We start from the raw sequence: 19,944 nt of genomic DNA, 5'->3' as shown, positions 1-19,944 counted from the left end.
CTCCTACTGCCGTGGCGGTAGCCCGGGGCGTCCGGCCAGGCGCAACAGGCCTCGCCGGATGCCGTCGAGCAGGTTCTGGGCGGTCTCCGGCCGGAAGGCCGGAGTGGCATAACTCAGATCGACGCGCAGCGTGGGGCCGGTGAGCGACCCCGTCACGTCGAAGGGGAAGGGCCAGTGCCCGTCGGGGTCCTCGGTCGGCCCGAACGGCGCCGCGCAGACGTCGAGGAGGTGGTTGGCCGGGGCGACGTCGTCGAAGCCGTACCCGCCCATGTAGTTGACCGCCACCATCGGCGCGGCGGTGGCGGCCAGCCGGGCGCGCACCTCGTCGTCCGGGCAGAGGTGACGCAGCAGCGCGTAGCCAATGCCGTTGTCCGGCACCCGGCCGAGCTGGCGGATCACCGAGCGGACCGATCGGGTCGCGTCGGTGGTGGTGGGCAGCTCCAGGCGCAGCGGGTAGAGCACCTGGAACCAGCCGGTCGTACGGCTGACGTCGACGTCGTCGAAGAGCGGTTCCCGGCCGTGGCCGGTCGTGGCGACGGTGACCGCGCCACCGGTACGCCCCGCGACGGTGTCCACCACCGCCCACACGAGCAGGTCCCGCACGCTGGCGCGCAGTCGACGGGCGGTGGCGTGCAGTCCCCGGGTCGCGGCCTCGTCCAGGGTCACGGTGGCCAGGCCCAGGTCACCGAGGCGGAACGGCGTGGCGGACGGCTCGTCGGCCAACCGGGACAGCACCCCCTCGTCGGCCTGCGCCAGCCAGAACGGCACCTGCGCGCGTAGCTCCGGCGAACCCGCGTACCCGGCCAGTCGCCGCGCCCAGTCCCGGTACGACGTGGTCTTGGCCGGCAGCGTCGGCTCGACACCACGTTCGAGTTGGTCGCAGAGCGTCTCCAGATCGGCCAGCAGGACACCCCGGGAGACCGCGTCGACGACGAGATGGTGGTTGACGAGCAGCAGCCGGTCGGGCAGTTCCGGGCCGAGCCGGAAGTGCGCCACCCGGGCCAGCGGGCCGGCTTCGAGGTCCAGGCCGGTCTGCGCCTCGGCGCAGTGGGCCTCGACCGCCGCCTTCCGCTCGTCGACACCGAGCCCGGTCAGGTCGTGGCTGACGAACGGCACGGCGTCGGCCGGGTCGCCGTGGTGCTGACGCCAGCTCCCGTCCGCGCGCCGGGTCAGGCGCAGCCGCAGCGCGTCGTGCTGGGCCACCAGCCGACGTACCGCCTCGCGGATCAGGTCGGCCGGGAGCGGCCGGGCCAGCTCGAGGTAGTAGGGGTGGTTGAACAGGGCGGGCCGACCCATAAAGGGGGCGATGACGTCGGTGAACCAGCGCTGCGCGCCGGTCAGCGGGGCGTCGCCGTGCACCTCGCCCTGCTCGGCGTTCGGCGTCGCCGTGGCCTCCCCGAGGCTGGCGGCCAGCTCGGCCACCGTGGGGTGGCGGACGAGCTGTCGGGGGGTGATGTGGATGTCGGCCGCCGCGCAGCGGGCCACGAGCTGCATCGCGAGCAGCGAGTCGCCGCCGGAGGCGAAGAAGTCGTCGGTGATCCCGAGCTGGTTGGTCCGCAGCAGCTCCGACCAGATCGCCACGAGCTGGCGTTCCCGGTCCGTGCGCGGCGCGGCGGCGGCCCGGTCGGCCGAGCGCCGGTACCCGTCGGTGACCGCGCCGCGTACCGCCGCCGCGTCACTCAACTCGGTGGCCACCTCGGCCAGCAGGCCGACGGGGATCCGGTCGACGGGCGCGTCGCCGTCCACGGTGGCGCCGGCGTCGAGCGACCAGAGACCCCGCAACAGCTCCACCGGCCCGACCCGCTCGTCGACGGGCAGCGCCGGGACGTCGGGCGGCGCGGGTGTGGTGGCCGGATGCAGGAGCAGGGTGGCCGCGTCGGTGGTGGGCGTCGGGGCGTACCCGATGATCCCGGCGGTGACCAGCGCGGACAGCTCCGCGCGCTGCGGCGTCGTGGTGAGAAGCACCTCGCGCCCGGCGTGGGCCTGGGCCGCGAGCAGCCGTGCCAGCTCCGCCTGCCGGTGCGCCGGCCCGGCCGGCACGACCAGCCGGCGCAGCGCGGGATGCCGCACCGCCCGCCGCGCCAGCAGCGTCGCGGTGACCGCCGCCAGCTCCGGCGACCAGGCGTCGCCGGGCAGCTCCGGCACCCGGTAGCGCCGCGCCCACGCCGCCACGGAGACGACGTCGACGTCCGGCCGGGCCTGGGCCAGCCGCGTGGTCAGCTCCGCGAAGACGGCGGTGTACGGCGACGTCCGGTACGGCGGCGACGGCGGGCAGATGGCGATCGTCAGCGCCGCCGCACTGTGCGTTCGGTGGACGTCCAGCGCCGCCAGCAGCTCGGCGTAAAAGTCGCGCAGCCCGACGATGCCGGCCGCGAGCGGGCCGGGTGTGAGCCGGTCCTCCCAGCGCAGGACCAGCGCGTTGCGGTCGCGCCGGCCGGTCGCCAGTCCGGCGGCGGGGTCGCGCAGCAGCCGCAGCAGCGCGCCGGGCGCGAGTTGTTCGAGGGTGTGCGGCAGGTTGAGCAGCCCGGCCCAGAAGCGGACGGTCTCGGCGAGCCGCGGAACCTCGACGGTGCCGCCGACCACCAGCCGGGGCGCGGGCGGCGTCGGCCGCCGGGCGACGGGCGTACGTCGACCCGCGCCGATCGGCGCGTCCGGTCGACGCACCCCGTCGTCGAGCACCTTCGCCAGCCCGGTCAACAGCCGGACCATCCGCTCCGGGTTGAACAGGTCGGCCCGGTACGCCAGGTCGGCGTGCAGGTCGGCGCCCTGCCAGGTGACGCTGAGGAAGAGGTCGAAGTCGACACCGACGCTCGGCACCTCGACCGGCGTGGCGGTCAGCCCGGCGAACTCCGGCAGCTCGTCAGCCCCGTCGAGGACGTTGAGCACGCACTGGAACAGCGGGTGGTACGCGGCCTGCCGGGGCAGCCGCAGCGCCTCCACGATGGTCGCGAACGGCAGCCCCTGGTGCCGGTACGCCTCCCGGGCCGTGCGGTGCGCCCGGGCCACGAGCTGCCGGAACGTGGGCCGTCCCGCCACGTCCATCCGCAACGGCAACAGGTCGGCGAAGCACCCGATGAGCGGGGCGAGTTCGGCGCGTTCCCGGCCGGCGGTGGGCGTGCCGAGCACCAGGTCCGGTTGCCCGCTCTCGGTGTGCAGCAGGGCGGCGAAGCCGGCCAGCAGGACGGCGAACGGGGTCACCCCCTCCGCCCGGGCCAGCTCCCGCACGGCCGCCCCGAGCCCGGCGCCCAGCCGCTGGGCCTGGTACCCGGCGACGTCCGAGCGCTCGTCGGGGCGTGGCTGGTCGGTGGGCAGGTCCAGCAGCGGCGGCGCGTCGGCCAGCCGCTTGCGCCAGTACGCCAGGTGCGGCTCGACGGCGGCCGACGCCAGCCAGTCGCGCTGGTGTCGGGCGTAGTCGGTGAACTGCACCGGCAGCGGCGGCAGCGGCCGGTCGACGCCGGTGGCGTGGTGGGCGTACCGGGCGGCGAGTTCGTCGAGCAGGATGCTCCACGAGGTGTTGTCACAGACGATGTGGTGCATGCCGAGCAGCAGGTGCCAGCGCTGGTCGGGCAGCCGGACCAGGCGGGCCCGCACCAGCGGCCCGGCGGCCAGGTCGTACCGGTGCGCGGCCAGCTCGGCGGCCGCCCGGCGCAGCGTACGGGTGTGCTTCGCCGCCGGCACCCCGGTCAGGTCCAGCGTCTCCAGCCACACCTCGACGTGCGGGTGCACGACGGGTTTGGGCTCGCCGTCACGGCCCCGGAAGGTGGTCCGCAGCACCTCGTGCCGGGCCAGCACGTCGTCGAACGCCCGGCGCAGCGAGGTCTTGTCGAGGTCGCCGCGCAGCTCGACGGCGGCCGTGGTGTTGTGCCGGACCACGTCGTCGCCGAGCTGGTCGAGCGCCCAGAGCCGTTCCTGCGCCGAGGACGCCACCGCCGGCGTACCCGCCGGGGCGGAAGTGAGCGGGGCGAGCGCGGCGGCGTCCTCAACGGCGTCCAGCACGGCGGCGAGCCCGGCCACCGTCGGGTTGGTGAACAGGGTGTAGAGCGACACCTCCCGGCCGAACTCGGCCTGCACCTGCGAGAGCAGTCGGGTGGCGAGCAGCGAGTGTCCACCGAGTCCGAAGAAGTCGCTCGTCACGCCGACCTGTTCGACGCCGAGCGCGGCGGCCCAGAGACCCGCGAGCCGCTCTTCGGTGGGGGTGCGCGGCGCGACGACCTCCTCGTCGCTGGCGACGCGGACGGGGGCCGGCCGGCTGCGCTCGGCGACCGCCGCGGCGCTGTTCAGCTCCTCGACGACGTACGCGGCCCGCTCCGCCCCGATCGTCGTGAGCAGCCCGCTCGGGTGGGTGACCGGGGTCGGTGCGGGCGGGTCCAGCGCCCAGACGTGGGCGAGCTGCCGGCGCAGGTCCTCCGCGCCGGTGGGCACGGCCAGCGCCAGCACGCCCGGGTACGCGCCGCGCAGCGCCGCCACGGCCTGCGGGTCGGTGTCGAGGACCACTGTGGTGCCCGGGTCGGCGGCGGCGAGTGCTTCCGCCGTGTACGCCCGCACCTCGTGACCGGGCAGCGCGTCGGCGAGCCGGTCGACCGGTAGCCGCTCGCTGTCGACGAGCACGAGACGGCGTGGCTGACCGGCGAGCCGCCGCAGCTCGCGCAGCACGATCGTGCCCAACGCCGCGAAGTACTCCCCGGTGTACGGCACGTGGCCCAACTCGTCCGCGCGCTCGTCGTCCACCTCGGCGACCGGGTACGCGCCGGCGTGGTCGGCGGCCCACACCGCGTGGACCCCCGGGGTACGCGCCGCCACCGCCGCCAGCCGGTCGTCGAGCCGGCCGTACTCCTGGCCTTCGGCGCGCGGCGAGGCGGGACAGACCACCAGCAGCAGCGGCGCGTCGGTCCGTCGCCGGTACGCCGCCACCGCCGCGTCGAGGTCGTCCATCGCCGCGTCGAGGGCCCCGGCGGTGTTCTCCTGCCGGCGCAGCCAGTCCTCGAACCGCAGCAGGCACACCGTGGCGTCGACCGTCGGCCCGGCCAGCAGGTGGGCCACCAGCTGGCCGTACCCGACCAGCTCCACCGACGCGGGTACGCGCAGGAAGCGCAGCCAGAACTCCACCGGGTCGCGCAGCGGGTCCACGGTGAAGGTGGCCGCCAGGGCGATCCGGTGCCGACGCAGGCCGGGCACCTCCGACAACGGGCGGTCCGGGTCGTCCGCCATGGCGCGCAGCAGTTCCGGCAACCGGCCCACGGTCGCGACGATCGTCTCGTCGAGGTACAGGTCGGCGTTGAAGTCGACCGCGCCGTCGATCCGGTCACCCTCGACGGTCAGGCTGACGAACAGGTCGAAGTCGGTGAGCCCGCTCTCCGCCGGCACCGCACGGAACGTCGCACCGGCCGCCTGCCGCTGCCGTACGCCGCCGTCGGTCATGGTCGCCAACACCTGGAAGAGCGGGTTCACGCTGGGGTCGCGGACCGGACGGACCTCCTCCACCACCCGCGCGTACGGGGCCTCCTGGTGGGCGTACGCCTCGCTGACCGTCCGGTGCACCCGGCGGACGAGGTCGCGGACGCTCGGGTCACCGGTGGTGTCCACGCGCAGCACCAGCATGGTGGCGAAGCAGCCGATCAGCGGCTCCAGATCGGTGCTCGCCCGGCCGGCGGCGGGCATCCCGAGCAGCAGGTCGTCCTGGCCGGTGGCCTGGCGCAGCAGGGCGGTCAGCCCGGCGAGGACCACCGCGTTGACGGTTGCTCCGGCGCGGCGGGCCAACCCGCCGAGGGCGTCGGTCAGCTCGGCGTCGACGGTGAACGGCAGGCTCCGGCCCCGGTGGGTCTGCACCGGCGGCCGGTGCCGGTCCGGCGGCAGCGTGGACCGGGCCGGCGCCGAGGCGAGTCGTTCCCGCCAGTGCGCCAGGTGACCCGCCAGCTCCCGCTCGGCCTCCGGCCGGCGGCGGGCGGCGACGTGCGCGACGAACCGGGTGGGCAGCGCGGGCAACCCGGCCGGGGCGTCCCCGGCGAACTCGCCGTACCAGCGCAGCAGCTCCTCGACGAACACGCCCGCCGACCAGGCGTCGAAGACGATGTGGTGCGCGGTCACCAGCAGCAGGTGCTCGTGGTCCGCGAGGGCGACCAGCCGGGCCGCGAGCAGGGGCCCGCTGGTCAGGTCGAAGCGGACCGCCGCGTGCGCCACGATCTCCCGCTCGGCCGCCGCCTCCCGCTCCGACGCGGGGAGCCCGGTCAGGTCGAGCAGCGGCAGCGGCACCTCCAGCGCGTCCGACACCCGCTGGGTGACGACGCCGTCGACGGTCGCGAAGACGACCCGCAGCGCGTCGTGCCGGGCCACCACCGCGTTGACCGCCCGGTGCAGCGCCGCGACGTCGAGCGGACCGGTGATCCGCTCGGCGAAGGGCACGTTGTAGACGGGCGTGCCGGGCTCCAGCCGGTCGAGGAACCAGAGCTGCTCCTGGGTGAAGGAGAGCGGGAAGGCCGCCGTCGCGGGCGTGGGTGTCGGATCGGCGCGGCCGGCGCGGCTCTGGCCGGCCTGTCCCTGGCTGGCTTGGCCCTGGCCAGCGCGGCTCTGGCGCAGCCGCAGGGCCAGCAGCTCCCGCTGCTCGGGGGTGAGATCGGCGAGGTCGGGGTGCAGGTCCTGGGTCATCGGGTGGCCCCTTCGACGTACGCGCGGTCGGCGGCCGGCCCGCCGTCGAGCAGGCGGGACAGCGGGGGAGGCGTGTCGTGCAGGTAGAGGTGGCCTCCGGGGACGACGGTCAGCGAGAAACCGGCCGCGGTGTAGGCCGCCCAGCCGGCCACCTCGTCCGGGCTGACCAGGGGATCGTCGGCGGCCGCCACCGCGTCCACCGGCAGCGGCAGCGGCGGCACGGTCGTCGGGCGGTAGGACGCGACCACGCTCAGGTCGGCCCGCACGGTCGGCAGGATCAGTTCCAGCAGACCGGGGTCGGCGAGCACCTCGTCGGGAATGCCGCCGAGGTCGTGCAGCCAGCGGGTCAGGGCCGCATCGTCGAGGCGGTGCGCCGTGCCGAGCGGCGCGGCGTCGCGCGGCGGACGGGCCGCCGAGACCACCAGCCGCTGCGGTACCGGACCGCCCCGGGCGACCAGGCGGGCCGCCACCTCGTACCCGACGAGGCCACCCATGCTGTGCCCGAAGATCGCGAACGGCGCCGGCACCCGCGCGGCGATCGCGTCGACAAGCGGCGGCACCAGTTCGTCCATCGTGCTCAGGGGCGGGTCGGCCAGCCGACGCTCACGGCCGGGCAACTGCGCGGCCCACACCTCCACGTCGTCGCCAAGCAGGGCGGCCCACGGCCGGTACGCGCCGCCGCCGGCACCCGCGTACGGGAGGCACACGAGCCGCAGCCGGGCCGCTGGACGAGGCGCGACGCAGGTCAGCCAGGCGGTGCGGGCGCCGGTCGTCGGCGGGGATACGGGTGGTGTCGCCATGCCCGCACACGCTAGGAACGGGCCGTGAGCGCGGTCTTAGCGTCGGCTGAGCGATCCTCGTGGTGTCCGCTTCGCGCCGCGCGTGACCAGGCCTCGTTGGCGGGGCATGCCGATGCCGCGGCGGTCCAAGGTCCTAGAGTGGCCGGCGTGCAGAGCAAAGCCGTCGTCGTGACGACCGCGCTGACGTTCCTCTTGGCCGCTGCGGTCGGCTGTGCGCCCCCGGCCCCTTCGCCGCAGCCCACGAACGCCGATCTGACGGGAGTGTGGTGCGGTTCCTCGGGCGACCAGATCGACCTGCGCCGGGACGGGTCGGCGCGGCTGGACGCGATGTCGGACGCCTACCTCTTCCACGTCCTTGCGGACCTCCGGGTCACGTGGACCGACGAGTACATCTGGCGTACCTACTTCGACGGCCGTCGGCCGACCTCGGCTCAGGGCACGTGGGTCTTCAGCGAGTACGAGGACGAGGACGACGACGACCAGGACGACGGCGACCGGTGGTTGCGCCTCGACCTGGGGGAACGCGGGGCAGCGCCCAGGCATGACCTCGAATCCCCCGAGCGCTACACCTTCGACGACGCGCTGCTGGTCAGCCATGACGGCAACGGGTTCGAGTTGCTGGCCCTCGACGGAATGTCGGACGAGGGATGGTCGAGCCGCTTCACCCGCTGCCCGGAGCGGCCGGTCGGACGATAGGCCGCCCGGTGGTGGCCGTCGCGGGGGTGCCTCGTCGCCCGGCTACCCGGTGGCGGTCGCCGCGATGGCGTAGTGCGGCCGGTGCGGGCCGCCGTCGGGGCGCTCCAGGCGCTCGACCTCGGTGAAGCCGGCCCTCGTCAGCCGCTCCGAGATCTCGTCGACGGGCCAGCGGTAGGCGGTCGTGACCTTGTGGTCGAAGGCGTCGACCTCGTCGCCGGCGAAGAGGCCCAGCACCAACGCTCCGGACGAGGTCAGGGCACGTCGGAATGTCGTCAGTACACCGTCGAGGCGCTCCGGGGGCAGATGGATCAGCGAGTACCAGGCCAGGATGCCGGCGACCGAGTGGTCGGCCACGTCGAGGTCGTCCAACGACCCGAGGCGGTAGTCGCCGCCCGGATACGTCGCACGGGCATGGGCGACGAACTCGGGGACCACGTCGATGCCCGTGGCGTCGACGCCCAGCGACCGCAGGTGGTCGGTGAGGTGGCCGGGACCGCAACCCAGATCGAGCACCGGCCCGGGGCGACCCGTCAGGTGCCGCCCGACGAAAGCGACGTCGTCGGGGTGCACCTGCTCACGGGTGCCGAACAGTTCGATGTAGAGATCCGCGACCGCGCCGTACGCCTGCTGTACCTGATCCGTGCTCACCGACCGACTATAGGAGATCATGGTGCTCAGGGTCGCTCGGTGGAACACCTGAGGCGAAAACCCGGGCCGTACCGGGGGTAGCGCCCGGAGGTCTGGCGGGTGCGGGCGGCCCGATGATGGCCCGCATGAGACGCGCCGCATTCTTCGTGATCGCCGGGCCGGCCTGCATCGTGGGCTACGGGCTCGTCCGCCTCTGGGGTAGGTCCGACGGGACGTACGGCCCCGGGTTCGACTGGCAGGCCGCGCACCTGGTCGGCCTCGCGGGCATGGTGGCGTTCGTACCGGTGGTGCTGGCGTTGGCCGGCCTGCTGCGCCCCGGCCCGTGGCGTACATCGGTCGTGGCCGTCACGCTGGTCGGGCTCGCCGCCACGATGGTGCAGTTCGGCGCCGACATCGTCGAGGGACTGCTGGCCGCCGACCGGGCGGAGATGTCGGCTCTCGGCCGGGATTTCAAGAACGTGCCCGGCGTCGAGGTGCTGTTCTACGACGTCGTACCGCAGTTGTTCTTCCTCGGTCTGCTCGTCCTCGCGGGCATGCTCGCGGCGCACCGGCGGCTGCCCTGGTGGAGCGTGGCCCTGCTGCTCGTCGGCATCGTCCTACCGGCCGTCACGCTCGATCTGCTGCCGCTCGGCGGCCTGTGCATGGCGGTGGCGCTCGCGCCGACGCTGCCGGCCCTGCGCCGGAACGACGCGCGGGACCACGCGGGAACCGTAATCTGATCTCACTTACCACAGTCGCCCTGACCTGCCGAGATAACGCTCTCTCGGATAGTGCGGAAGTCCTTGACGAGGTGGTAGTCGACCCGTAACGATGCATGCACACCACCACCGGCGTGATCGGCGCACGTCGTCCCGCGAAAGGACCTACCCGTGCGCAGATCCCTGAGAGCGTGGCTCGGCGCTGTGTTGAGCGCGATCCTCGTGCTGGGCGGCGTCGTCGCCACCCCACCCGCAGCCAGCGCCGCCCCGTTCACCGTCCTGGTCTTCAGCAAGACCGCCGGATTCCGGCACGGCTCGATCACCCCCGGCATCACGGCGATCCAGCAACTCGGCGCGGCCAACGGCTTCACCGTCGAGGCCACTGAGGACGCCGGCCAGTTCACCGACGCCAACCTGGCCCGGTTCGCGGCGGTGATCTGGCTGTCCACCACCGGCGACGTGCTCAACGCCGCCCAGCAGGCGGCCTTCGAGCGCTACATCACGGCCGGCGGCGGGTACGTGGGCGTGCACTCCGCCTCCGACACCGAGTACGACTGGCCCTGGTACGGCGGGCTCGTCGGCGCGTACTTCGCCTCGCACCCGGCCGAGCAGACCGCCACCGTGACGGTCGCCGACCAGGTGCACCCGTCCACCCGGGGACTGCCGCAGCGGTGGAGCCGCTTCGACGAGCTGTACAACTACCGCGCCAACCCCCGGGGCACCGTGCACGTGCTGGCCACCCTCGACGAGAGCACCTACACCGGCGGCAGCATGGGGTACGACCACCCGATCTCCTGGTGCCAGAACTACTCCGGCGGCCGGGCCTGGTACACCGGCCTCGGCCACACCGACGCCTCGTACACCGACGCGGCCTTCCGGCAGCACCTGCTCGGCGGGATCCAGACCGCGGCCGGAGCGGTCACCGCCGACTGCGGCCCGACGGTCACCACGGGATTCCAGCAGGTGGCGCTGGCCAAGGGCGCGGCCGAGACCGGCGAGCCGATGAGCCTGACCGTCCTGCCCGACCGGGGTGTGCTGCACACCTCCCGCGACGGCGTGATCCGGCACACCGACGCCGCCGGCAACACCAAGATCGCCGGCACCCTGGCCGTCTACACCGGCGACGAGGAGGGCCTCCAGGGCATCAAGGCCGACCCCAACTTCGCCACCAACCGCTGGGTGTACGCGTACTACGCGCCCCCGCTCAGCACACCCGGCGGTGGCGCGCCGGCCGAGGGCACCCCGGCCCAGTTCGCCGTCTGGGACGGCGTCAACCGACTGGCCCGCTTCACCGTGAACGCCGACAACACCATCAACCTGGCCAGCGAGACCCTGATCCTCAACGTGCCCACCAGCCGGGGCATGTGCTGCCACGTCGGCGGCGACATGGACTTCGACGCGGCCGGCAACCTCTACCTGTCCACCGGGGACGACACCAACCCGTTCGACTCGGCCGGTTTCACCCCGATCGACGAGCGGTCCGGCCGCAACCCGGCCTTCGACGCGCAGCGCACCTCGGCGAACAGCAACGACCTGCGCGGCAAGATGCTGCGCATCAAGCCGAGCGCGGCGGGCGGCTACACCATCCCGGCGGGCAACATGTTCGCGCCCGGCACGGCCCGGACGCGCCCGGAGATCTACGCCATGGGCTTCCGCAACCCGTTCCGGATGAGCGTGGACAAGGCCACCGGCATCGTCTACCTCGGTGACTATGGACCCGACGCGGGCACCGCCGACCCGAACCGCGGTCCGGCGGGCAACGTCGAGTTCGCCCGCATCGACCGGCCCGGCTTCTACGGCTGGCCGTACTGCACCGCCCGCAACGACGCGTACAACGACTACACGTTCCCGTCCGGGCCGTCCGGGGCGAAGTTCAACTGCGCCGGCGGACCCGTCAACAACTCGCCCAACAACACCGGCATCACCCAGCTTCCGCCGGCGATCCCGGCCTGGCTGCCGTACGGCGGCTCCGGCTCGCCGCCCGAGTTCACCGGTGGCGGCCTGTCGCCGATGGCCGGCCCGGTCTACCGGTACGACCCGAACAACACCTCGCCCGTGGCGTTCCCGCAGTACTACGACGGCACCTTCTTCGCGGGCGAGTTCGGCCGCCGCTGGATCAAGAACGTCAAGCTCGACTCCACCGGCCAACCGTTGAAGATCAACCCATTCCCGTGGACCGGCACCCAGGTCATGGACATGGAGTTCGGCCCGGACGGCGCGCTCTACGTGCTCGACTACGGCACCGGCTGGTTCAACGGCGACGCCAACTCGGCGCTCTACCGCATCGAGTACGCCCGCGGCGGCCGCGCGCCCGTGCCGAAGGTCACCGCCACCCCCACCAGCGGCACCGCGCCGCTGACCGTGGCCTTCTCCTCGGCCGGCACCCTCGACCCGGACGGTGACCCGTTCACCTACGCCTGGGACTTCGACAACAACGGCACCACCGACTCGACCGCCGCGAACCCGAGCTTCACGTACACCACCAACGGCACCCGCAGCCCGACGCTGACCGTGCGGGACACCACCGGCAAGACCGCCACGGCGAGCGTGGTCGTCACCGTCGGCAACAGCGCCCCGGTGGTCACCGTGAACACCCCGTTGAACGGGCAGACCTTCAACTTCGGGGACGCAATCCCGTTCTCCGTCACGGTCACCGACGCCCAGGACGGCACCATCAACTGCGCCCGGGTCAAGGTGAACTACGTCCTCGGCCACGACTCGCACGGCCACCAGCTCGCCAGCGCGCAGGGCTGCACCGGGGTCATCCAGACCTCGGCCGACGGCGAGCACGACACCGCGGCGAACATCTTCGGCATCATCGACGCCGAGTACACCGACCTGGGCGGGGGCGGCCAGCCGGCGCTGACCACGCACACCCAGGCGGTGCTGCAACCGCGCGTACGCCAGGCCGAGCACTTCGGTGACTCGTCCGGTGTGCAGATCGTCGCCGGGGCGGCCGGGCACGGCGGTGCCGCCGTCGGCTACATCGACAACAACGACTGGATCTCGTTCCGTCCGTACAACCTGACCGGCATCCAGTCGTTCAGCGCCCGCGTCGGCGCGCCGGCCGGCGGCGGCGGGACGCTGGAGCTGCGCGTCGACTCACCCACCGGGCAGTTGGTCGGCGCGGCGACCGTCACCTCGACCGGCGGGTACGCCACCTTCGCCACGGTCACCGGCGGAGTGACCGCGCCGACCGGCACCCGGACGCTGTACCTGGTGTTCAAGGGCACCGGCCCGTGGTTCGACATCGACGAGTTCACCCTCTCCACCAGCCCCGGTGGGCCCGGACCGGACCCGGACCCGGATCCCGGGACGGGCACCAACCTGGCCAAGGGCAAGCCGGCTCGGGCATCCAGCTACGAGGGCGCGTTCGTCGCGGCCAACGCGTTCGACGGGGTGGCCGGCACCCGCTGGGGCAGTGCCTTCGGCGACCCACAGTGGATCGACGTGGACCTGGGCGCGACGTACGCCCTCAGCCGGGTCAAGCTGACCTGGGAGGCCGCGTACGGCAACGCGTACCAGATCCAGACCTCGACCGACGGCGTCACCTTCACCACGATCCGCACGGTGACCGGCGGCGACGGCGGGGTGGACGACCTGACCGGGCTCACCGGCTCCGGCCGGTACGTCCGGCTCCTCGGCACCGGTCGCGGCACGGCGTGGGGCTACTCGCTCTACGAGTTCGAGGTGTACGGCGGCACCGGCACCCCGACCGGCGGCAACCTGCTGCTCAACAAGCCGACGACGACGTCCAGCACCGAGGGAGCCGACGTGACCGGCGCGCAGGCCGTCGACGGCAACCTCGCCACCCGCTGGTCGAGCACGTTCTCCGACCCGCAGTGGATCCGTGTCGACCTGGGCAGCCCGACCGCGATCGGACGGGTCAAGCTGGCCTGGGAGGCGGCGTACAGCAGCGCGTACCAGATCCAGACCTCCAACGACGGCACCACCTGGACCACCGTGAAGACGGTGACCGGCGCCGACGGTGGCGTGGACGAGCACAGCGGCCTCGGCGCGAACGGCCGCTACCTGCGCATCTACGGCACGGCCCGGGGGACCGGCTACGGCCACTCCCTCTGGGAGGTGGAGGCCTACACGAGCTGAACCACCACCACCACGACGTGGCCGGCACGAGCCTTCGTGCCGGCCACGCCCGTCAATCAGCTGCTGGGTGTGGGAGTGGGCTCCTGGGCGAACTCCCACGGGGGCTCGCCGAACACCTTGGTGCACGCCGCGAGCATGCCCTGCCGCGCCTCAGCCAGGCGGAGGTCGGCGGGCCCGGTGTCGATGGCGGGGTCCTTCCGGAAATAGATGTCGCCGACCTCCTTGGCGGCCGGTCCCAGCCGCTCACCCGCCGCCCGGATATCCGGGTCGGTCGAGTAGGCGGCGTGATTCGCGGCGCCCGCGTCCTTGAACGGGGGCAGGACGTTCTCTTTCAGGGCATCTGCCAGGTAGCGGCAGGCGGACACGGCGCGCAGGTCCGAGGCTTTGGTCGGGCTGGCCACGGGCTCGGGCTTATCGGCGGGCGAGCAACCCGCCAGCAGCAGGGAGGCGAGAACGATGGTGCGGATCATGGCGGGATCCTAGCGATCTCCAGGACCGGGCGCCCCTGCCATTTCGATGTCGCGCACCCACTGCCGCGTCAGCTTCATGGCGGCGACGCGGCCCGCCACCCTTCGACGATGTGGCAGGTCACCGCCCCGGTCCGTCGCGACCAGGGACGGATCAAGCGGGTAAGCTTCGACCGGCCAGCGGCCGGAAAGCGCTCGATATGGCCAGACGACCGAGGTGGCCAACAGGGCGGCGAGCCAGTTGAGCAGATGGCCGAGGCCCAGCACGGCCAGGATCACGACCACGACGATCTCGAACGGGCCGCCGTCCGCGCCCTCAAGCCGCGGCCGGGCGATACGGGGACGCCAGGCGAGGCGTCGGCGACCCACCCGCCACGCGCGCAGCTGACCCGACTCGTCCCGCCCCTGCGCCAGCACGCTGCGATGGTGGCTCACCAATGCTCGGACCGTCAACCGGCCAGCCGATCGCCTCCACCCGGTCGAGCCCTCGCCTCGGCTGCGGGCACCTGCCCGACCGGGACGTATCCGGGTCAGTCGTCGGCGACGGCCACCGGTTCGGTGCCGATGCAGCGGACCTTCAACTCGTGTCGTCCGGCCGAACCCTCGAACGTGACCTCGACGTCGTCGTCCGGGCCCCGGTCCACCTCGTGCACCCGGTAGCCCTGCGCGGGCGCCCACGACACCAGGCGTACCCCGTCGGCGCCGCACTCGGCCACGGCCGTGCCGCCGCCGGTGGCGAAACTCCGGCGGACCCCGGCGCTGGCGCTCGGTGCGGCGCTCGCCGTGGACGGCCCACCCGGCGCGGCGCCCACGGTGCCACTCGGCCCCGGCTCGGGCGAGGCGAGCGCCCGTTCGATCTCCGCCTCGCTGCGCACCCCGCCCGGCGTGCCGGTGATGCTCTCACCCACCAGCCGGATCGCGCCCAACCCGATCAGGGTCGCCACGGCGACGGTGGCCACCCACCCGGCGGCGACGAGGACCGAACGACGGCTCATGCCACCGACTATCCCCGATCCATGGTTGTTCCAGGCATATCCGGAGGCTAAGGCACGGTTAACGTGCGCCGCGCCGGCAGTGACAGCGGCTAGCCTGCCTGCTGTGGCCCGCCTGCTGCTCATCGAGGATGACCTGACCATCCGTACCCCGCTGCTGCGCGGGCTGCGCGAACGCGGCCACGCGGTCGCCGCGGCCTCGACCGCGATGGCGGGCCTGCGCGACGCCCTCGACGACCGGCCCGACCTGGTGGTGCTCGACCTGGGACTGCCCGACCTGGACGGACGCGAGCTGCTGCGGATGTTGCGCGCGGTCAGCTCCGTGCCGGTCATCGTGGCCACCGCCCGCGACGACGAGTCGGAGATCGTCCGGGTCCTCGACGCCGGTGCCGACGACTACGTGGTCAAGCCGTTCACCGCCGCGCAGCTCGACGCGCGCGTCCGCGCGGTCCTGCGACGAGGTCCCGCCGGCGTCGACGCGCAGGATCCGTCCCTCGTGGTGGGTGGCCTGCGCGTCGATCCCCGGTCCCGACAGGTGACCCTGGACGGCACGCTGGTGGAGCTGACGCCGCGCGAGTTCGACCTGCTGCACCACCTGGCCGGGCGGCCCGGTCAGGTGGTCACCAAACGCGAGCTGCTCACCGAGGTCTGGCAGATCCCGTACGGCGGGGCCGACAAGACCGTCGACGTGCACCTGTCCTGGCTGCGCCGCAAGCTGGGGGAGACCGCCCAGCAACCCCGCTACCTGTACACCGTGCGTGGCGTCGGCGTACGCCTCGAAGCGCCCGCGGTCCGCCCGTGAGGGCGCGTCTGGCGCTGCTGGTCGCCGCGGTCAGCGTCCTCACGCTCGTCGCGTTCCTGGTGCCGCTGGCGTTGCTCGTGCGGACCGTCGCCCAGGACCGGGCGACCGTGCGGGCCACCGCCGACGCGCAGAGCCTCGTGCCGGTGGTCGGCACGGCCGACGCGCCCACCATCCGGCTCACCGTCGAGCAGCTCGCCGCGGAGTCCGGCCGACCGGTGAGTGTCTTCCTGCCCGACGGCACGGTGCTCGGCGCCCAGGCGCCCCGTACGCCCGCGGTGGCCCTGGCCGCACGCGGGCAGAGCCTCACCGGCGAGTCGGCTGCCGGCCGCGAGGTGGTCATCGCCGTGCAGGGCCGGGCGGACGGCACGGGGGTCATCCGGATCGTGGTGCCCCGTGAGGAGTTGACCGCCGGGGTGACCCGGGCCTGGCTGGTGCTCGCGCTGCTCGGCGTGGTGCTGGTGCTGATCGGGCTGGCGGTCGCCGACCGGCTGGCGCGCACGCTGGTCCGGCCGATCAGCGACCTGTCCGCCGTGTCGCACCGACTGGCGAACGCCGAGCTGGACGCCCGGGTCGTACCCGCCGGCCCGGCCGAGCTGCGCGAGGTCGCCGGGGCGCTCAACCACCTGGCCGGCCGGATCCAGGTCCTCCTGCTCCAGGAGCGCGAGCAGGTCGCGGACCTGTCCCACCGGCTGCGGACACCACTGACGGCGCTGCGGTTGGAGGCGGAGTCACTGCGCGACCCGGACGACGCGGTCCGGATCGCGGCCGCCGCCGACGGGCTCGAACGAGCGGTCACCGGGTTCATCCAGCAGGCCCGCTGGCGTCGCGCTCCGGTGCCGGGCGCGATCGCGTCCGACGCCGCGGCGATCGTCGCCGACCGTGTCGCGTTCTGGTCGGTGCTCGCCGAGGACACCGGCCGGGCCGTCCACCTCGACCTGGCCCCCGGCCCGCTGACCGTCGGGGTAGCCGCCGACGACCTGACGGCCGCCGTGGACGCCCTGCTCGGCAATGTCTTCGCGCACACCCCCGACGGCACGCCGTTCACGGTCCGCCTCGTGCGGGACGCCGGCGAGGTGCTGCTCACCGTCGCCGACGAGGGCCCCGGGCTGCCGCCGGGCGCCGTCCAGCGGGGTGCCAGCGCGGCCGGCTCGACGGGGCTCGGTCTGGACATCGCCCGCCGCGCCGCCCAGTCCGGTGGCGGCCGGCTGGAGCTGCGCTCGGGCCCGAAAGGTGGGGCGCAGGTGCTGCTGCGGCTCGGCCCGCCGCCGCAGCGCCAGGCATAGCCGCTGCGCTGCCGGGTAGCTGCCACCCATGGCGCGGTATACGAAACCCGAGCTCAGAGAGCAGATCAAGGAAGAGATCAAGGCGTCCGACAAGGGCGGGAAGCCCGGTCAGTGGTCGGCGCGCAAGTCACAGCTGGTGACGCAGGAGTACAAGCGGCGCGGCGGCGGATTCCTGGGCGAAAAGGACGAGCGGCAGAAGGCGTTGCAGCGCTGGGGCAACGAGAAGTGGCAGACGAAAGAGGGCGACGCCCGGGCCCGCAAGGACGGCGCGACGAGCCGTTACCTGCCCAAGAAGGCCTGGGACGAGATGTCCGAGAGCCAGAAGCGCGCGACCGACACCAAGAAGCGGGAAGCGTCCCGGACCGGCCGGCAGTACGTCGCGAACACCGGCCCGGCCAAGAAGGCACGACGTGACGCCACCACCGCCGGCCGGATGTCGGAGATGTCGGTGGCCGAGGCCAGCAAACTCGTCCGTGGCCTCGACACGCGACAGCTCCGGACCGCCCTGCGCAACGAGCACGCCGGCAAGGACCGCAAGACCCTCGTCCAGCGGCTGGAGGCGGAACTCAACCGGCGTGGCTAGCCCGCGAGCAGGTCCGGAGATCGGCCTGCGGTCCCGAAGCCGGTCGAGGTGACCCGGTCGTCATCCCGGCGACGCAGGATCCGCACCTCGGTGGTGGCCTCGGTGCCGGTCAACGGCAGCACCGCCACCGGGGGAGGCGACACGGCGGTGATGCTCGCCGGTGCGATCGTCACTCCGAGGCCGGCCGCGACCAGGTGCACCACCGTGGTCCAATTGCCGGCGTCCTGGACGATGCTCGGCGTGTAGCCGGCTTCCAGGCACGGCCGGAGATTGCGCTGGTAGGCCCGCTCGCCGGCCACCCGCGGGATGAAGACGAACGGGTCGTCCCGCAGCACCGCAGCGTCGATCGCGCGGCTTCCCGCGTGCGGGTGGTCGGCCGGCAGGACGGCGACGAAGGACTCGGTGGCGAAGGTGACGCCGACCAGGTCGTCGTGGTCGTCCGCGTCCCGAACCACGCCGAGATCGACCTCGCCGCTCAACAGCCGGTCGACGATCTGCGCCGTGTACGCCTCGTGCAGACGTAGGCGGACGGCCGGATGGCGCTCACGGAAACGACGGATCGGCCCGGCCAGCCCGAGCTGGATCGCCGAACTGACGAAGCCGATGTCGAAGCGTCCCTGCTCCCCGCGCCCGATGCGGCTCGCCTCGTGCACGTCGTCGGACACGGCGGCCAGCACCCGCCGGCATCGAACGAGATACGCCTCACCGGCGGGCGTCAGCGCCACCGACCGGGAGGTGCGGACGAACAGCGGCGTACCGATCATCGCCTCGAGCTGTCGGATCTGCTGCGACAGCGGCGGCTGGGCCATCCGCAGTCGCACCGCGGCCCGACCGAAGTGCAGCTCCTCGGCGACCGCGACGAAGTACCGCAGGTGGCGTAACTCGGGATCCATACGTCGAGGATACGAATCAGTCCGAACAAGATATTGGACGTTCGAATAAGGGCGGCCGGAGAATCGGGGTCATGAATCCGAGCACGCTGACGGTCACGTCCATGACGACCCCCGAGGAGGCCGAGGCCTTCCGGACGCTGAACGAAGAGTGGATCTCCCACCGCTTCACCATCGAGGAGTCGGACCGGAAGACGCTCGGCGACCCGTTCGCTGCCATCGTCGAGCCGGGCGGCGACGTGCTCGTCCTGCGCGACGGCGGGGAGATCGTCGGTTGTGTCGCCCTGGTACGCAGCTCGGCGGACGTCTTCGAGTTGTCGAAGATGGCGGTGACTCCGGCGCTGCGCGGCAGGGGCCTCGGCCGGCAACTCATCGAGGCCGCGATCGAGCGTGCCCGCGAGCTCGGCGCGGCCACCCTGTTCCTCGGCAGCAGCACCAAGCTCCCGAACGCCGTACACCTCTACGAAACGGCCGGCTTCCAGCACGTCGATGCGGAACAGATCCCGCTGGCGCCGTACGCCCGGGCCGACGTCTTCATGCGGTTGGCGCTCTGACCGCCGGCTTAACCCGGCCTTAGCGTTGGGACAGCGCGCTGCTATCCCGGTTCCGCCGATCCTCGTAGTCGACAACCGAGGAAAGGTGGACACCACAATGAAGCGGACCAATCTGCTCCTGGCGTCGGCCGGCGGGGCGGCGGTGCTGGCGGTGGCCGGGGCCGCGTTCGGCGTCACCGCCGCGAAGGACTCGCGCACCGACACGACGCTCGCCGCCGCGACCGTCGCGCCGACGGCCGACAGCACCACCGCAGCGCCGGCGACCAGCGATCCGTCGTCGACCGGCACACCGTCGGGTACGCCGACGAGCGGTGCCCCGTCGTCCAGTGAAGCCCCGGCTTCGGGCGGGGCGCCGGCCGGCGCCGCTGTCGACGAGAAGCGAGCCGGGGAGATCGCGCTCGCCAAGGCTGGCGGCGGTCAGATCGTCGAGATCGAGGCCGAGCAGGAGCACGGCCGCCCGGTCTGGAGCGTCGAGGTCGTCGTCGGCGACACCGAGCACGAGGTGGACGTCGACCGTGAGAACGGCTCGGTGGTCAAGGCCGAGCAGGAACCGGTCGACGCCGATGACGACGCCGATGACCAGAACGACGACGCGGACGACGACGGCGACGACGACTGATCGTCGAATCTCGCCGCCCGCCCCGGGGTCGACCCGAGGCGGGCGGCGACGTCGTGGAGCAGATGCCCCGGCGCGGTGGTCTAGATCCAACGCCGTTCAGTTAGGCGGTGGGTGTGGTCGTCAAGGGTCCGGGCTGATGATGTTGATACTGGTGGTGGTCTGG

Annotated in this window: 15 protein-coding genes; 8 read left to right on the top strand and 7 right to left on the bottom strand. The window is 73.1% G+C overall.

The window, feature by feature from the left end; all coding sequences use genetic code 11:
- Positions 1-3 precede the first annotated feature (3 nt).
- Together ACLQ25_RS24540 and ACLQ25_RS24535 are read right to left on the bottom strand one after the other, a co-directional pair.
- On the bottom strand, positions 4-6,642 hold the full coding sequence (locus ACLQ25_RS24540; protein WP_425733145.1) for a condensation domain-containing protein: 6,639 nt from the start codon (positions 6,640-6,642) through the stop codon (positions 4-6).
- Positions 6,639-7,442 (bottom strand): thioesterase II family protein, encoded by an 804-nt coding sequence (locus ACLQ25_RS24535; protein WP_425733144.1) that lies wholly within the window; start codon positions 7,440-7,442, stop codon positions 6,639-6,641. Before ACLQ25_RS24535 ends, ACLQ25_RS24540 begins: the two co-directional genes overlap by 4 nt.
- Positions 7,443-7,589: 147 nt before the next feature.
- On the opposite strand from ACLQ25_RS24535, the gene ACLQ25_RS24530 reads away from it, so the two are divergent.
- Positions 7,590-8,138 carry a hypothetical protein gene (locus ACLQ25_RS24530; protein ID WP_425733143.1) on the top strand — a complete coding sequence of 183 codons (549 nt, stop codon included), beginning with the start codon at positions 7,590-7,592 and terminating at the stop codon, positions 8,136-8,138.
- 42 nt (positions 8,139-8,180) lie between these two features.
- On the opposite strand, the gene ACLQ25_RS24525 is transcribed toward ACLQ25_RS24530, so the two are convergent.
- Complete coding sequence (locus tag ACLQ25_RS24525) at positions 8,181-8,786, bottom strand: class I SAM-dependent methyltransferase (protein WP_425733142.1); 606 nt, start codon at positions 8,784-8,786, stop codon at positions 8,181-8,183.
- Between the two features lie 125 nt (positions 8,787-8,911).
- Between ACLQ25_RS24525 and ACLQ25_RS24520 the strand changes: the two genes are divergently transcribed.
- Positions 8,912-9,505, top strand: a complete 594-nt coding sequence (locus tag ACLQ25_RS24520) for a hypothetical protein (protein WP_425733141.1) — start codon at positions 8,912-8,914, stop codon at positions 9,503-9,505.
- Positions 9,506-9,655: 150 nt separating this feature from the next.
- Positions 9,656-13,591 (top strand): ThuA domain-containing protein, encoded by a 3,936-nt coding sequence (locus ACLQ25_RS24515; RefSeq protein WP_425733140.1) that lies wholly within the window; start codon positions 9,656-9,658, stop codon positions 13,589-13,591.
- A 56-nt stretch (positions 13,592-13,647) separates the two neighbouring features.
- Here the strand turns inward: ACLQ25_RS24515 and ACLQ25_RS24510 are convergent, their stop codons facing one another.
- From ACLQ25_RS24510 to ACLQ25_RS24500, 3 genes are all read right to left on the bottom strand, one after another.
- On the bottom strand, positions 13,648-14,061 hold the full coding sequence (locus ACLQ25_RS24510; RefSeq protein ID WP_425733139.1) for a hypothetical protein: 414 nt from the start codon (positions 14,059-14,061) through the stop codon (positions 13,648-13,650).
- 9 nt (positions 14,062-14,070) lie between these two features.
- Positions 14,071-14,475: a hypothetical protein gene (locus ACLQ25_RS24505; RefSeq protein ID WP_425733138.1), complete on the bottom strand. Its 405-nt coding sequence runs from the start codon at positions 14,473-14,475 to the stop codon at positions 14,071-14,073.
- A gap of 113 nt (positions 14,476-14,588) precedes the next feature.
- Complete coding sequence (locus ACLQ25_RS24500) at positions 14,589-15,053, bottom strand: septum formation initiator (protein WP_425733137.1); 465 nt, start codon at positions 15,051-15,053, stop codon at positions 14,589-14,591.
- 103 nt (positions 15,054-15,156) lie between these two features.
- On the opposite strand from ACLQ25_RS24500, the gene ACLQ25_RS24495 reads away from it, so the two are divergent.
- From ACLQ25_RS24495 to ACLQ25_RS24485, 3 genes are read left to right on the top strand one after another with little or no spacing between them, the layout of a single operon-like run.
- Entirely contained in the window at positions 15,157-15,852 is a 696-nt protein-coding gene (locus ACLQ25_RS24495) for a response regulator transcription factor (RefSeq protein ID WP_425733136.1), read from the top strand.
- Positions 15,849-17,135, top strand: coding sequence for a HAMP domain-containing sensor histidine kinase (locus ACLQ25_RS24490; RefSeq protein ID WP_425733135.1), 1,287 nt, complete (start codon positions 15,849-15,851; stop codon positions 17,133-17,135). Before ACLQ25_RS24495 ends, ACLQ25_RS24490 begins: the two co-directional genes overlap by 4 nt.
- 28 nt (positions 17,136-17,163) lie before the next feature.
- The gene (locus tag ACLQ25_RS24485; protein ID WP_425733134.1) at positions 17,164-17,718 is read left to right on the top strand and encodes a DUF5872 domain-containing protein; all 555 of its coding nucleotides are present in this window, start codon (positions 17,164-17,166) and stop codon (positions 17,716-17,718) included.
- Here ACLQ25_RS24485 and ACLQ25_RS24480 read toward each other — a convergent pair.
- Entirely contained in the window at positions 17,715-18,611 is an 897-nt protein-coding gene (locus tag ACLQ25_RS24480) for a LysR substrate-binding domain-containing protein (RefSeq protein ID WP_425733133.1), read from the bottom strand. The two genes, ACLQ25_RS24485 and ACLQ25_RS24480, sit on opposite strands and share 4 nt — an antisense overlap.
- Before the next feature lie 71 nt (positions 18,612-18,682).
- On the opposite strand from ACLQ25_RS24480, the gene ACLQ25_RS24475 reads away from it, so the two are divergent.
- Both ACLQ25_RS24475 and ACLQ25_RS24470 read left to right on the top strand, forming a co-directional pair.
- The gene (locus tag ACLQ25_RS24475; RefSeq protein ID WP_425733132.1) at positions 18,683-19,162 is read left to right on the top strand and encodes a GNAT family N-acetyltransferase; all 480 of its coding nucleotides are present in this window, start codon (positions 18,683-18,685) and stop codon (positions 19,160-19,162) included.
- Positions 19,163-19,259: 97 nt separating this feature from the next.
- Positions 19,260-19,781: a PepSY domain-containing protein gene (locus ACLQ25_RS24470; RefSeq protein WP_425733131.1), complete on the top strand. Its 522-nt coding sequence runs from the start codon at positions 19,260-19,262 to the stop codon at positions 19,779-19,781.
- Positions 19,782-19,944 lie beyond the last annotated feature (163 nt).

The organism is Micromonospora sp. DT44 (assembly GCF_049841635.1).
Taxonomy (GTDB): domain Bacteria; phylum Actinomycetota; class Actinomycetes; order Mycobacteriales; family Micromonosporaceae; genus Micromonospora.
Note: the sequence above shows the minus strand (reverse complement) of the source record. Positions and strands in the feature narration are given on the sequence as shown.

What these genes read in the sequence shown, in the direction of transcription:
- ACLQ25_RS24535 (WP_425733144.1), bottom strand. Translation starts at nt 7,442, where the DNA reads ATGGCGACACCACCCGTATCCCCGCCGACGACCGGCGCCCGCACCGCC.
- ACLQ25_RS24470 (WP_425733131.1), top strand. Translation starts at nt 19,260, where the DNA reads ATGAAGCGGACCAATCTGCTCCTGGCGTCGGCCGGCGGGGCGGCGGTG.
- ACLQ25_RS24510 (WP_425733139.1), bottom strand. Translation starts at nt 14,061, where the DNA reads ATGATCCGCACCATCGTTCTCGCCTCCCTGCTGCTGGCGGGTTGCTCG.
- ACLQ25_RS24500 (WP_425733137.1), bottom strand. Translation starts at nt 15,053, where the DNA reads ATGAGCCGTCGTTCGGTCCTCGTCGCCGCCGGGTGGGTGGCCACCGTC.
- ACLQ25_RS24475 (WP_425733132.1), top strand. Translation starts at nt 18,683, where the DNA reads ATGAATCCGAGCACGCTGACGGTCACGTCCATGACGACCCCCGAGGAG.
- ACLQ25_RS24520 (WP_425733141.1), top strand. Translation starts at nt 8,912, where the DNA reads ATGAGACGCGCCGCATTCTTCGTGATCGCCGGGCCGGCCTGCATCGTG.
- ACLQ25_RS24540 (WP_425733145.1), bottom strand. Translation starts at nt 6,642, where the DNA reads ATGACCCAGGACCTGCACCCCGACCTCGCCGATCTCACCCCCGAGCAG.
- ACLQ25_RS24485 (WP_425733134.1), top strand. Translation starts at nt 17,164, where the DNA reads ATGGCGCGGTATACGAAACCCGAGCTCAGAGAGCAGATCAAGGAAGAG.
- ACLQ25_RS24480 (WP_425733133.1), bottom strand. Translation starts at nt 18,611, where the DNA reads ATGGATCCCGAGTTACGCCACCTGCGGTACTTCGTCGCGGTCGCCGAG.